Below are 14,178 nucleotides of genomic sequence, written 5' to 3' on the forward strand. Positions count from 1 at the left end.
ACGGTTGCGGACCTAATCTCCGGAGTGCACCCGTCACCATCCGCTTCGACGAAAGATCTACCACCGCAATGAGGACTATCCGATTCCGCAGGCTCCTGGCGTCCGGCACCGTGGCCATCGCCCTCGCCTCGGCGCTCGCCGCCTGCGGTGGCGCGTCGTCGCCAGGAGAAGCAGCAGGCGACCCCGTGTTCGGCGGCACACTCCGGTTCTACGACCCGATCGAGTACACCGCCTGGCTGCCGACGAATTCGATCTGGTCCAACAGCCAGGTCGCCAACAACCTCGCCGATCGCCTCACCTGGCAGGATCCCAAGACGGGGCAGATCAAGCCCTGGCTGGCCGAGTCGTGGGAGATCAGCCCCGACAAGCTGAAGTACACCTTCCGGCTGCGCAAAGGGGTGACCTTCAGCAACGGCGACCCGGTCGACGCGGCGATCGTGAAGGCCAACTACGACCAGCACGCCCTGGGCGACAAGACACTCGGCATCCCACCGGACCGGTTCTTCTCCGACTACCAGGCCTCGACCGTGATCGACCCGCTGACCATCGAGGTCGCCTTCACCAAGCCCAATGCCGGCTTCCTCCAGGTAGCGTCGTTCTATCGGGTCGGTTCCATCCTCGCCAAGCCGTTTCTGCAGAAGGATCTCAACGGGCAAGGGCAAGTGAAGAACTGGATCGGATCGGGTCCGTTCGTCGTGGAGTCGGTCGACGGCAACAACGGCGTCACCCTCACCCGCCGGGAGGATTACAACTGGGCGCCCGAAGGATCGGCTCACCAAGGCAAGGCCTATCTCGAGCGGGTCGTGTTCAAGACGGTGCACGAGGCGGGTACCCGCGTGGGGGCACTGCAATCGGGTGAGGCGGACATTTCCCGCAACATCACCCCCGATGACGAGGAAACGGTGACCGCCAACGGCGGCCGGATCGTGGCCTTCCCCGTCCAGGGACAGACAAACAAGCTGTCGGCGCAACTGGATTCGAATTCTCCGATCCGGGAGAAGGACGTTCGCCTCGCGCTGCAAGCCGCCACCGACCGCACCGAGATCAACAAGACGGTCCTCTCGCCCAGCTACCCCATCCCGACGTCCATCCTGGTCGACGGCACTCCATCCCGCGGTGACGCGCGCAGGTACCTGAACTACGACCTGGCCAAGGCGAATTCGCTGCTCGAGGGCGCGGGCTGGAAGAAGGGCAGCGACGGCATCCGGGTCAAGGACGGCAAGCGCCTGCAGTTCGACGTGTGGGTGGCCCCGGTCTACCAGGTGTCGCAGCCGGTGCTGGAGCTGCTGCAATCGCAGTGGAAGAAGGCGGGCGTCGACCTGGTGATCCGCAGCGCGTCGCAGACCGAATACGACTCGCTGCGCAACAACCGCCCCGACAACTGGTCCCTGGTGCAAGGCCAGACCTCGCGTGCCGAGGCCGATGTGCTGCGCACCGCGTTCGACAGCACCGCGCAGAACGAGTTCTTCGCACCGGTCCCCGACCAGACCCTCGACAATCTGGTGCGCGCACAGGCCTTCGAGTTCGATCCGGCCGCGCGCGCCAAGGCGGTGCAGGCGATCGAGGACCGCGTGTTCGGCGAGGGTTACGCGATTCCGCTCTACGACGAGACCCAGGTCTTCGGCCTGGCGCCGACCGTGCACGGTTTCAGCACCGAGTCCACGGCCCGCACCTGGCTCTACGACACCTGGATCACCAAGTAGGGGCGGGCAGATGCGTAACTATGTCTTGCGGCGGCTGATGCAGGCGGTACTGGTCCTCTGGGCCGCCTACACCCTGTCGTTCCTGTTGCTCAGCGCGCTGCCGGGCGATTCGGTGACCAACCGGATCCAGAACCCAGAAGCGCAGATCACGCCGGAGGCCGGTCGGCAGTTGCTCGAGTTCTACGGGCTCGACCGGCCGGTGTGGGAGCAGTACCTGCGCGCACTGTGGGCGCTGCTGCACGGTGACCTGGGCTTCTCACTCACCAACGGAAAGCCGGTGACGCAGGCGGTCGCCGACGCCCTGCCCTCGACCCTGACGTTGACGGGCCTGGGGCTGGTGTTCGGACTGGTGTTCGCCGGTATCGTCGCGGTCGCCGCCAACTACACGCCGTGGGCGTGGCTGCGCGGGGTGTTCGATTCCGCGCCTGCCCTGTTCGCCTCGGTACCGACCTTCGTGGTGGGTGTACTGGCGCTGCAATATCTGTCGTTTCGCTGGCACCTGATTCCCTCGGTCGACAACGGCACGCTGGTCGCGCTCCTCGCACCCGCGGCGACCCTGGGGCTGATCGTGGCCGCGCCGATGGCCCAGGTGTTCGCCACCTCGGTGCGCACGACCCGGCAGCGGCCGTTCGTCCACGTGGTGGCGGCCAGGGGTGCGGGTGAGGGCTACATCTTCCGCAAGGACGTGCTGCGCAACTCCTGCCTGCCGGTGCTCACGCTGCTCGGTCTGGCATTCGGTGAGCTCATCGCCGGTGCGGTCGTGACCGAATCGGTGTACGCGCGTCAGGGCATCGGCCAGCTGACCGTGGTCGCGGTCGACACCCAGGACCTGCCGATTGTCCAAGGGGTGGTGCTACTGTCGACGGCGGCCTATGTGCTGGTGAATCTGGCGGTCGACCTGGCCTATCCGTTCATCGATCCGCGGGTGCTCGTGGATGGGCGCACGCGCCGGGTCACCGGATCGCGCGTAGTGAAGCGCACGGAGATCGTCGCGCCTGTTCCGCGTCGCCTGCCTGCCGAGGTGGTGATGCCATGACCGCCGTCGAAATCCCCGGATCGGTCACCACACCGACCGATCCGACGGGTAACAGCCGAAATACGTTGTTCGCGTGGCACTGGACCCGCAGGAACTGGAGTGTGGTGCTGGCGGCGGTGGTCGTCGGCACGGTGCTGCTGTGGGCGGTCGTCCCGCAACTGTTCACGAGTTTCGATCCGCTGGCGGTGAATCCGGCACAGAAGCTGAAACCCCCGTCGGCGGAACACTGGTTCGGCACCGATCAGCTCGGCCGGGATCTGTACGCCCGGATCGTCTACGGCGCGCGTGCCTCGCTGCTCGGCTCGGCCATCGCCGTGCTGGTCGGCGTGTTCGTCGGTTCGCTGCTCGGTGCGGTGGCGGGCTGGTTCGCCGGTTTCCCCGACAGCCTGGTCATGCGGCTGATCGACGTGGTGCTGTCGATCCCCGGTTTCCTGCTCGCGATCACCATCGTGGTGCTCCTGGGCTTCGGGGTGTGGCAGGCAGGCATCGCCGTCGGGCTGAGTTCGGCGGCGACCTTCGCCCGGCTGCTCCGTTCGGAAGTGGTCAAGGCCCGCACCAGCACCTACGTCGAAGCGGCCACCACCAGCGGCGCGTCGACGGCAGCCATCCTGCGGCGGCACGTGGTCCCCAATTCGATCGCGCCGACGGTCGCGCTGATCACCGTGCAGTTCGGCATCGCGATCATCTGGATCGCCTCGCTGAGTTTCCTCGGCCTCGGCGCACAGCCGCCGGACCCGGAGTGGGGCCGTCTGGTGGCCGACGGCCGCAACTACATCGCCACCCGCGGCTGGCTGACGCTGTGGCCGGGTCTCACCCTCGTCGCGGTGGTGCTGGCGACCAATCGCCTGTCCCGTCACCTCACCAGGAGCACCTCCGTATGAGCGTCGCTTACGAAACAGACAGTCCCGCAGTGGAATCCGTCGACACGCCGGTGTTGACGGTATCCGACCTGGAGGTCGGATACCGAGTGCGTGACCGGCTCGTCCCGGCTGTGCACGACGTTTCCTTCGAGGTGCCCGCAGGCCAGGTGCTCGCCCTGGTCGGCGAGTCCGGGTCCGGCAAGTCCACCACCGCGCACGCGGTACTCGGGCTACTGCCCGCCAACGGGTCGGTGACCGGTGGCACCATCACCTTCCGCGGCCAGGTCCTCACCGAGCTCAGCGCCAAAGGCTGGCGGTCGGTCCGCGGGCGGGCGATCAGTCTCATCCCACAGGATCCGACGGTGTCGCTCGATCCGGTTCGGCGCGTGGGCCACCAGGTCGAGGACGTTCTGCGCCTGCACACCGACCTCGGCACCGCGGCGCGCCGACAGCGGGTCCACGAACTGTTCGAGCTGGTCGGCTTCACCGATGTCGAGCGCCGCTACCGGCAGTATCCGCACGAGTTGTCCGGCGGCATGCGTCAGCGCGTGCTCATCGCCGCCGCCGTCGCGGCGGAGCCGGAGCTGATCATCGCCGACGAACCGACCTCGGCGCTGGACGCGACGGTGCAGAAGCAGGTGCTCGACCTGCTCGACGAGGTCCGCACGCGCACCGGAACCAGCGTGGTGCTGGTGACCCACGATCTCGGTGTGGCCGCCGACCGCTCCGATCTGATCGGGGTGCTGCACCAGGGCAGGCTGGTCGAATTCGGGCCGACCGCGCAACTGGTCGCCGCTCCCCGGCACCCCTATACTCGCCGCCTGCTCGACAGTGTGCCGTCGCGGCGGCCGTGGGTGCGCGACCGTCCGCCGGTCGAGGTCACGAACGAGACCGTCATCGACGTCGAGCAGTTGCGCAAGAACTACGGTGGCGTGCCCGCCGTGGACGACATCTCGTTCCGGGTGCGGCGCGGCGAAACCTTTTCCATCGTCGGCGAATCCGGCAGCGGTAAATCGACGACCGCGCGGGTGCTGACCGGGCTGACCGAGGCGGATTCGGGGCGGGTTCAGCTGCTCGGGACCGATATCACCCGGCTGGGTCGCCGGGAGTTCCGGCCACTGCGCCGCGACGTACAGATCGTGTACCAGAACCCGTATTCCTCGTTCGATCCGCGTTTCGGCGTGTACGACGTGGTGGACGAGCCGCTGCGCTCGTTCGAACCGCGGCGCGGCTTCCGTCGTGGCAAGCCGAACCGGGATCGGGTGGTGGCCGCCCTGGAGGCGGCGGCGCTGCCCGCCGATTTCGTCGACCGTCATCCGCGGGAACTGTCCGGTGGGCAGCGTCAGCGGGTGGCCATCGCCCGGGCGCTGGTGGTGGAGCCGAAGGTGATCGTGCTGGACGAGCCGATCTCGGCGCTGGACGTCTCGGTCGCGGCGCAGATCCTGGATCTGCTGCGCGGCCTGCAGGAGGACCGAGGCTTGACCTACCTCTTCATTTCCCACGATCTGGCCGTGGTGCGGGCGATCTCCGATCGCGTGGCCGTGATGCGGCAGGGCCGCATCGTCGAACAGGGCACCGTGGACCAGGTCTTCTCTTCTCCCACCGACGATTACACCGTTCGACTGCTCGACGCGATCGCCGGCCGCGACCTCATCGGAGGACTGTCATGACCACTACCACCACTACCACCACTGCCCCCGCGTCCCTGGACGAGGCGCTGGCCCGCATCCGGGCCGTCCTGGCCGAGTTCGCGCCGGGCACCGGCGATCGCGATCTCACCTTCGAGCACCCCGACGAGCTGATCCGGTCGCTGGCCGACGCCGGTTTCGGCCGGTTGCGAGTGCCGGTGGAGTTCGGCGGTTTCGACGTCGATCTACCGACGCTGGTCGCTCTGCTCGCCGAGGCCGGGCAGGCCGACTCCAACATCCCGCAGATCTGGCGCGGTCACTTCACCACCACCGAGATCCTGCGCGCCGAAACCGACCCCGTGGTGCGCGAGCACTGGTTCCGGCGAATCAGCGAAGGCGCGGTGTTCGGCAACGCGCAGTCCGAACCCGCGGCCCTCGTCGCCGAGGCCGCACCCGCCGAGGGCGAATCCGTCGGCTGGGGCACGATCACCACGCGAGAGCACATCGGCGCCGACGGGGCGCGCGTGGTCTCGGGCACCAAGTTCTACTCCACCGGCGCGCGATTCGCCGACTTCATCCGCACGGCCGTCGCCGACGACGACGGCAACCGCCGCTTCGTGGTGATTCCCGCCCGCCACCCCGGCGTCACCCACGCCGACGACTGGGACGGCATCGGTCAGCGCCAGACCGGTAGTGGCACCACCTATTTCGTGGACGTCCCCGTCGCGGAGCACGGCGACGTCGGCCGCCATCAGGAGTCGCTGCGCGGCCTGGATTCCTTCGTCCAGATCGTGCACCTGGCCAACCTCACCGGAATCGCCCGCAGCATCGTCGCCGAGACCGCCGCGATCGTGCGCGCCCGGACCCGCACGAGCCTGCACGCCCTCACCCAGACCGCCACCGAGGACCCCGACATCCTGTCCGTCATCGGCACCCTGGAGACGCGCAGGCTCACCGCCGAGACACTGTTGCGCCACGCCGCCGAACAGCTGGAGGCCGCCCACCGCGCCGGTGACGAAGCCGCCTACGCCCGCGCCTACCTCGACACCTCGGCCGCCCAGATCGCCATCATCGAAGCCGTACTCGACGCCGCGACAAGGGCTTTCGACGCAGGCGGCTCCTCCGCGGTGCGCAACCGCGTCCACCTGGACCGGCACTGGCGCAATGCCCGCACCCTGGCCTCCCACAATCCGGTGGTCTACAAGCCGCGCGTCCTCGGTGACTTCGTGCTCAACGGCAACATCCCGGTGCCCGGCTACTACCGTCAGCGGTCCTCCCACACCGGCACCGGACCGGCAGACACCGACGCGGTGCGCACCGCCGACGCGTTCTCGGACGGTGCGCGATGACCACCGCACACCTCGATCGGTCCGACGACGTGAATCACGATCGATCGCATACCGACAACAGCGTCGAGCAGCCCGATGCGGCTGCGGCACTCACCGTGGCCGGGATCAGGTCGGCGACGGCGCCGATCCTGCGCAGGCTGGGCGACACCGCGCGAGTGCGAGAGGAGACGCGCGATTACGCCTTCGCCGACGTGCGCGCGCTCGCGGAGGCCGGCGTCACGCTGACCGGTATCGCGGTGGCCGACGGCGGGGCAGGCGGCTCGCTGCGCGAGGTCACCGAACTGGTGATCGAGATCGCCCGCGCCGATTCCAATGTGGCGCAGGCACTGCGGGCCAGCTTTTTGATCGCGAACCAGGCGGCGAGCAGGCCGGACCTGCCGCACCGGGCGCTGATCCTGCAGCGACTGCGCAACCGGGAACTGTTCGCGGGCACCTCCAACGAGCGCACCGGCGGAGCCGGCGGCCAGGTCAATGCCACCGCCCGCCGCGACGGCGAGGACTGGGTGATCGACGGCGAGAAGTACTACTCGACCGGCGGTCTCTACGCGCACTGGTTCTCGACCCAGGCGCGCACCGAGGACGATGAGATCCTGCGGTTCACGGTGCCGTTGGATCGCGAAGGAGTGCAGCGGCTCGACGACTTCGACGCGGTCGGCCAGCGCCTCACCGCCAGCGGCACCACCCGGTTCACCGGCGTGCGGGTATCTGCCGACGAGGTCATCCCGGCACCGGAGACCGAACCCGACAACCCGTGGCAGGGCTCCTTCGCGCAGCTGTATCTGGCCGCTGTCCAGGCGGGAATCGCGGCGCGGGCGCGCGACGACGCGGTCACATTCGTGCGCGAGAAGGCCCGCCCGATCAAGCACAGCACCGCGACCAGCAGCGTCGAGGACCCCTACGTCCGCCAGACCGTCGGCGAGATCGCCGCCCGTGCCCTCGCCGCGCGGGCGGTAGTGGTGCTGGCCGCCGAAACCCTCGACGACGTGCGCGGGCGCACCGGCGCGGATGCCAGGACAGCGGCCGCCGCGGCCGCTGTCGAGATCGCCCAGGCAGGTGTGATCGCCATCGAATCCGCCTTGGCCGCAGCCGGACTCGTCTTCGACGTGGGCGGCGGGTCGATCACCGACCGAGGCCTCGGCTTCGACCGGCACTGGCGCAATGCGCGTACCGCGGCCAACCACAATCCCCGCCAGTGGAAGCAGGCCGTCGCCGGCGCGTTCCACCTGACGGGCGAGCAGCCCCCGACCACCGGCCTCTTCTGAACCGACGAGAGAAAGAACCACCTGATGAGCTACGGCGCCTACGACCTGACCTACACCGCCGCGCAGGACCGCTACGAGAAGATCCCCTACCGCCGCACCGGTAACTCCGGTCTCGACCTGCCCGCCTTCTCCTTCGGTCTGTGGCAGAAGTTCGGCACCGACTACCCGTTCCAGACCCAGCGCGAGATCATCCTGCGCGCCTTCGATCTGGGCATCACCCACTTCGACAATGCCGACCGCTACGGTCCACCGCACCGCGCGGCGCAGAAGAATTTCGGCCGGGTGCTCGCCAAGGACCTCGGCCCGTACCGGGACGAGATCATCCTGTCCACCAAGGCGGGCAATCCGATCGGCCCGAGCCCCTACCTGCGCGGCGGCTCCCGCAAATCCATTCTGGCCTCCCTCGACCACAGCCTGCGTGACCTCGGCACCGACTACGTCGACATCTTCTACCACCACCGCCCCGACCTCGACACTCCACTGGAGGAGACCGTCGGCGCTCTGGTCAGCGCGGTGCAGCAGGGCAAGGCCCTCTACATCGGCATCTCCAATTACCTGCCCGATCGCACCCACGAGGTCGCCGAGCAGCTGCGCGCGGCAGGTGTGCCACTGCTCATCCATCAGGCCAGGTACTCGATCTACGACCGCCGACCCGAACAGAACGGCCTGCTCGACACCGCCGCCCAGGACGGCTTCGGCGTGATCGTCTACTCCCCGCTGGCCCAGGGACTGCTCACCGACAAGTACCTCGAGACCATTCCCGACGGCGCCCGCGCGCAGAACAGCACGTTCCTGTCCCCCGACGTGATCGACGAGACCTACCGGCAGCGCACCACGGAGTTGAACAAGATCGCCGAGGCCCGCGGCCAGTCGCTGGCCCAGCTGGCCCTGCAATGGGTGCTGCGCAAGCCCGAAGTCACCTCGGCGCTGATCGGCGCGAGCTCGGTCGCCCAGCTCGACCACAACACCGCGGCCCTGACCTTCCCGGACTTCACCGAGGAGGAGCTCGCGCTGATCGATGAGCACGGCGTGCACGGAACCGGACTGAAGCTCTGAGATGACCGGATTCCACCTGAACCTGTCCCTGCTGAGCCCGGGACATTTCCGCCACGCGTGGCGACTGGATCACGCCGATCCGCTGGCCTATCTCGACATCGACTACTTCCAGCGACTGGCGAAGATCGCCGAGGCCGCCAAGATCGACGCGGTCTTCCTCGGTGACAGCCCCGCGCTACGCGGGGAGATCGAGGAGGCGCCCGGCACCGGCCTCGACCCGCTCGTGCTGCTCGGCAACCTGGCCGCGGTGACCGAGAACCTGGGTGTGGTGATCACCTCGTCCACCACCTACAACTCGCCCTACAATCTCGCGCGGCGATTCCAGACGCTCGATCATGTGACCAAGGGACGGGCGGCAGTCAATATCGTCACCACCGGAACTTTCGCCGCCGCAGCCAACTTCGGCCTGGCCGAGCATCCGGACCGGGCGACCCGGTACCGGCGGGCCTGGGAATTCCTCGACGTCGTCACCCGGCTGTGGGACAGCTGGGACCCCGACTGGCTGATCGCGGACAAGGCGACCGGCCGCTACGCCGACACCGGCAAGATCCATCGCATCGACCACGAGGGCGAGTTCTTCTCGGTGGCCGGGCCGCTGCCGGTGGCACCGGGACCGCAGGGACGACCGGTGATCGTGCAGGCGGGTGGGTCCGAGGGTGGTTTGCAGCTCGCCGGTGACTTCGCCGACCTCGTGTTCACCGTGGCCCAGACCCAGGCCAAGGCCGTCGCATTCCGCGACGACATCCGGCGGCGAGCGGCGGCGGCCGGCCGTCATCCCGACGATGTGAAGATCTCGCTCGGGGTGGTGGTGCTCGTCGCGGCTACCGAGGACGAGGCCCGCCGGCGCGAGCGGCAACTCTACGACCAGTTGCCGATCGAGCGGCTCACCGCGAGCCTGCTGACCAACCTCGGGTTGCCGACGAACGCATTCGGGCCGGACGATCCGATCGGCCTCGCCGATCTGCCCGAATCCATCCCAGCCGAGGCGTTTTCCACCGGTTTCGGCGTTTCGACCAGAGCGCTGATCGCCGACGGGCCACGCACTGCGCGCGAGCTGATCCAGCTCGGCGCAGGCGGGTCGGGCCACCGGCTGCTGGTCGGCTCGCCCGAACAGGTCGCCGACGATCTGACCTCGTGGTTCAACGCGGGTACCGCCGACGGATTCACCGTCATGCCCGCCGAAACCGCCGTCGACCTGGAGAACTTCGCCACCTTGGTGGTCCCCATCCTCCAGCAGCGCGGCCTGTTCCAGACCCACTACCCAGATCCCACCCTGCGCGGACGCTTCGGACTACCGCACCCTCGTCAGGCCCGCGAGCGCACCCGCGCCTCCGCCTGACTCGCCCGCGAACACCCGGCCCATCAGCACTGGTGGGCCGGTTCGCTGTCCGGAACCGGGATCGGCTCCGTCGCTACGGTGGTGTGGCCCAGTGGTGTCAGGCCATCGGACAGTCCTGGCTCGGCATCGGTGTCCGGTCGACGGGCGGCTTGCGTGACAGCGGTATCAGTGCAGCGGCGGCCGGCATCGCGGCCACGCCGAGAGTGTCCGGACGACCCCAGCCGATCCCGCGCAGTGCACCCTTCCAGCCGTGCGCCTCCAGCGCCTGCGCGGTGAGCGTTCGGTGGTGATCAGCGAGCCAGCTGGGCGAGCTGGGCGCGACGGACATCGGTGGTCTGTCCCTGAACCAGGACGAAGAGAGCGGAGCGGGCGTGCAGTTGCGCGGTATCGTCGCCGGCGAGGCCACGGCCCGCTCGCGCGATGAGCAGCGCGCGGGTAATCGCCGAGAGCGCTTCGCCGCTGGCGACTTTGGTGGCCAGGCGCTCGTCGAGGCGATGCGGGCCCCCGCCCACGGACATGGCTTCGTCAGCGAGAGCGTAGGCAGTGGCCCGGATGTCGGCGATCCGCGGACGCCAGGCCGCCGCGACGTCGACGGCGAGCGGTCGGCCGGTGTTCTCCAACTCGGTCAGGACGGTTTCGGCGAGACCGAAGTGATGGGCCCGCGCGTCGCTCGCGGTGCCGATATCGGCGAATCGTGCTTGGTCGAGACTCTCCGTGGCCAGCACATTCTCGTCGGGGACGAACACCTCGTCCAGCTGCACCCGTGCTGTCCGGCTGCCCGCCACGGCGCCGAGTTCGAGTGGTCCAGCGCTGCGGGTGCGTTCACTCACCGGCACCAGCGCGGTCACCACAGTCTCGGTGTCCGGTTCCACGGCGGCCACGACCAGCACGGCATTGAGGCCCCATCCGCTGACCCAAGAGAGGGTGCCGTCGAATACCCAGCCACCCGCGGACTTGCGGGCGGCGATGAAGTGATCCGGGAACCGCCGCACATCACTGACGCCCGCGCCGACCAGCACCTCACCGCGCAGGATCTGTTCGGACAGAGCGGACAACGACGCCCCCTCGGCGCGGATGGCGGCGATACGCCCCATGAGCGGCGCGTGCTGCGCCCACACCAGCCAGGTGTTGAAGCAGGCACCCGCGACGATCTCATGCAGCCGCCGGTCGGTGTCGCGGTCGATCGCCAGTCCGCCGAACTCTCGCGGCGCCAGGTGATTGAGCAGGCCCAGCGCCCGCAGCTCACCGATCCGCTCGGCGGGGACCCCGCCCCGATCCGTCGACAGCGCGGCGGGGCGCAACACCTGCTCGGCGTAGTCCCCTACCCGAGCGAGTAACAGGTCGGAGTCGGAGATGCTGCGCGCTGCGGTCACCTCGACATCATCGCCCCTGGCGGCGACCGAAAGCCGTTCCCGCCGACCCCTCACGTCCCACGCCACCGGCGAGACCTGCGGTGATTAGGCACGGCCAGAGATAAATTCCCGCAGAGCGAGAAGTCGGCGGCTACCGCTGTCGTGGGGTCCCGATACGGAAGACTCCCGGCTCACCCACGCCGCCGGGAGTGGCGCGTCCACACCGATGCTGATGGCATTGTCCGGGCACACCTCGGTACGCAGCCTGACCAAGTACGCGAAGGTGTCGGCCAGAGGCCCTGAGGCGATGGCAGGCCGAGACCGATCCCGCTTCCCGACGAAACGGCCGCTGCCGTGAGGGGCGGCGCCCTCGGTTACGTTGTTGGTCGACGGTGTCGATCAGCTACGAGCGGCATGGCCGACTACCTGGAATCCACCACGCGCTCGGCGCAGTCCATCGCCCGCGCTCAGGAGGAGCTGCGGCACACGCGCGGTGCGACCGCGGCGGAGATCATGACACCGCTGCTGACCGTGGAAAGCTTCACCAGGTCAGTGGACGGTGACCGTTCCGGTGGCGCCGTCCACGGTCAACAGCGTGCCGTCGGCGATGCGTTTGGTCGCGTCGGTGACCCCCAGTACGCAGGGGATGCCGAGCTCCCGGCTGACGATCGCCGCGTGGCTCATCGACGAGCCGACGTTCACCACGACCGCCTCGGCGGAAGTGAACAACGGCGTCCACCCCGGGTCGGTCCATGGCGCCACCAGGATCTCGCCTGGTTGCAGTTCCACACCGTCCTCCGGATCCTCGATAATCCGCGCCTTGCCGGTGGCCACGCCCGCACAGGCGGGCAGGCCCTCGAGCACCTGACCGGCGGCGGCCGGCTCGACACCGTGGTCGCGCCGCTTGCGCCACTCGGTGACCGGCGGGACCGCCCCCTTCTCGATGATCAGTGGCGGCTCCAACTCCGACAGTTGGCGCCACCACTCCCACCGCTCGGCGATGGTTTCGCGAAACGACGCCGGGTCCTCGACGAGAGCGTCGAGTTCGTCCTCGCGCACCATGACGATGTCCCCGGGCTCGGCGAAGACACCCTGCGCGGCATACCGGGCACCCAGTTCCACCATGCACATCCGCGCCTCGTGCAGCACTCGGATCGTGTTGGTCTTGCTCTGCTCCCGGGCCTGGGAGTACAGGGCGACCGAGGCGAGCACGCGTTCGACAGCGGCGAGTTGTTCGGGCATACCCACGAGCCGGGAGCGCACGTCGGCCAGCATCGCGTCTCGCTCGGCGCGCAAGCGGGCCTGCTGGGCGGCTGGGTTCTTGTCCTCCGGCTGCAAGCGCATCCGGTCGATCATGCCGAGCGGGATGGCGGGGTGGGTTTCCCAGGTCTTGGCGTTGAGTTCCCACTCCTGGGTCGAGCGCGAGCCGAATCGGTAGAGGAAGTCGTCGAACTCCGCGACGAACGACTTCACCTCCACCTCCACCTCCGCCTCGGCCGAGGACCGCAACCGCTCGTCGAGATCCTTGACGCCGCAGTCGAATTCGGCGGTCAGTGTCCGGTTGCTCGCGACACGGCGCCCCAACTGCCACATGGCTTCGTTCGGTGCGGCCGAGGCGACGTTGCCCAGCCCGCTCATCAGCGCGACGGTGAGCGAGGGGTCCTCGAGTGGAGCCAGCGTCTGGTCGAGTGTGCCGGTGACCACCGACCCCTCGTAGACCATGCGCAGGTGAGTGCGAATCAGGGGCGGGTACACCTCGTTCATCACCTGGCGGCTGCGATCCACCAGCTCATGCTCCCGCAGCCCGCGCAGATCCGGGCGGTGGGCGCGCAGATCCTCGGCGACATCGCGGTGCGCCTCGACATCGGGGCGTGCGGTATCGCTCAGCACACGCTGTACGGTGGCGAGAATCCGCTCGGTGTACTCGGGCTTGTCGTCGTCGGGGTGCGGGACGTAGGGCGGTGCCTGCCGGTCGCCCAGGTAGGTCCGGTCCATGAGATCCGGTGTGGCGCCCGGCATCCGGGCGCCGAAGGTGCGCATGTTGGACAGGTTCAGATACACGTAGCCGTGCACCAGAGCCTGGATGTCGATCACATCGATACGGAATTCGTCGAGGTCGAAGGCGCCGAACTCGGCCAAGGCCTGCTTCCATTCGCGCTCGGCGAGCGGGCCGCCCACCATGCTCCAGAACAGTGGGGTCGCCGCCGTGGACGATACCTCGCCGACATTCCCGCGGGTGTAGACCGGCCACCGATCACTGAGCTCGTTGTCCACCACCCAGGGGCGCGTGATGTCGACCATGACGAATCTCCCTCTCTAGCAATACCTCTCGTGCGCAATCCGATAGCCGCACTGGCGAAATCGGGTCGGCTTCATCCGGGAGGCGACTCCGGCACCGGATCTGCACACTGTGATGTACATTACATGACGGTAGTCTAGCTGCATACTATTGACAACCCGACTTTAACGGGAGAATGCGAAGATCACCTCGCACAACGGGAACGGCAAGTCCACCGCCACACCGACTACCTGGACAGCCTGGCACCGCGACCCAGCTCCAGTCGCCGGCGCAGGAGATGGGGTACACCGCGGT

General features: G+C 68.4%; 11 protein-coding genes. 8 read left to right on the forward strand and 3 right to left on the reverse strand.

Annotation, left to right across the window (positions count from 1 at the left end):
- Window positions 1-68 precede the first annotated feature (68 nt).
- From ACT89H_RS06025 to ACT89H_RS06060, 8 genes are read left to right on the forward strand one after another with little or no spacing between them, the layout of a single operon-like run.
- Window positions 69-1,703, forward strand: a complete 1,635-nt coding sequence (locus ACT89H_RS06025; protein ID WP_445107499.1) for an ABC transporter substrate-binding protein — start codon at window positions 69-71, stop codon at window positions 1,701-1,703.
- A 10-nt stretch (window positions 1,704-1,713) separates the two neighbouring features.
- Entirely contained in the window at window positions 1,714-2,739 is a 1,026-nt protein-coding gene (locus tag ACT89H_RS06030) for an ABC transporter permease (protein ID WP_445107500.1), read from the forward strand.
- Entirely contained in the window at window positions 2,736-3,620 is an 885-nt protein-coding gene (locus tag ACT89H_RS06035; protein WP_445107501.1) for an ABC transporter permease, read from the forward strand. Before ACT89H_RS06030 ends, ACT89H_RS06035 begins: the two co-directional genes overlap by 4 nt.
- A complete protein-coding gene (locus ACT89H_RS06040; protein ID WP_445107502.1) occupies window positions 3,617-5,269 on the forward strand; it encodes a dipeptide ABC transporter ATP-binding protein in 1,653 nt (550 codons plus the stop codon). The genes ACT89H_RS06035 and ACT89H_RS06040 overlap by 4 nt, the downstream gene beginning before the upstream one ends.
- The gene (locus ACT89H_RS06045) at window positions 5,266-6,576 is read left to right on the forward strand and encodes an acyl-CoA dehydrogenase family protein (protein WP_445107503.1); all 1,311 of its coding nucleotides are present in this window, start codon (window positions 5,266-5,268) and stop codon (window positions 6,574-6,576) included. The genes ACT89H_RS06040 and ACT89H_RS06045 overlap by 4 nt, the downstream gene beginning before the upstream one ends.
- On the forward strand, window positions 6,573-7,838 hold the full coding sequence (locus ACT89H_RS06050) for an acyl-CoA dehydrogenase family protein (protein ID WP_445107504.1): 1,266 nt from the start codon (window positions 6,573-6,575) through the stop codon (window positions 7,836-7,838). The genes ACT89H_RS06045 and ACT89H_RS06050 overlap by 4 nt, the downstream gene beginning before the upstream one ends.
- 24 nt (window positions 7,839-7,862) lie before the next feature.
- Window positions 7,863-8,894, forward strand: coding sequence for an aldo/keto reductase (locus ACT89H_RS06055; protein WP_445107505.1), 1,032 nt, complete (start codon window positions 7,863-7,865; stop codon window positions 8,892-8,894).
- Window position 8,895: 1 nt separating this feature from the next.
- Window positions 8,896-10,233 carry an NtaA/DmoA family FMN-dependent monooxygenase gene (locus tag ACT89H_RS06060; protein WP_445107506.1) on the forward strand — a complete coding sequence of 446 codons (1,338 nt, stop codon included), beginning with the start codon at window positions 8,896-8,898 and terminating at the stop codon, window positions 10,231-10,233.
- A gap of 97 nt (window positions 10,234-10,330) precedes the next feature.
- On the opposite strand, the gene ACT89H_RS06065 is transcribed toward ACT89H_RS06060, so the two are convergent.
- The 3 genes from ACT89H_RS06065 to ACT89H_RS06075 form a co-directional block, all read right to left on the reverse strand.
- A complete protein-coding gene (locus tag ACT89H_RS06065) occupies window positions 10,331-10,561 on the reverse strand; it encodes a hypothetical protein (RefSeq protein WP_445107507.1) in 231 nt (76 codons plus the stop codon).
- Window positions 10,524-11,606, reverse strand: coding sequence for an acyl-CoA dehydrogenase family protein (locus ACT89H_RS06070; RefSeq protein WP_445107508.1), 1,083 nt, complete (start codon window positions 11,604-11,606; stop codon window positions 10,524-10,526). The genes ACT89H_RS06065 and ACT89H_RS06070 overlap by 38 nt, the downstream gene beginning before the upstream one ends.
- 528 nt (window positions 11,607-12,134) lie before the next feature.
- Window positions 12,135-13,886 carry a PEP-utilizing enzyme gene (locus tag ACT89H_RS06075; protein WP_445107509.1) on the reverse strand — a complete coding sequence of 584 codons (1,752 nt, stop codon included), beginning with the start codon at window positions 13,884-13,886 and terminating at the stop codon, window positions 12,135-12,137.
- Between the last annotated feature and the right edge of the window lie 292 nt (window positions 13,887-14,178).

This window comes from Nocardia aegles (assembly GCF_052545135.1).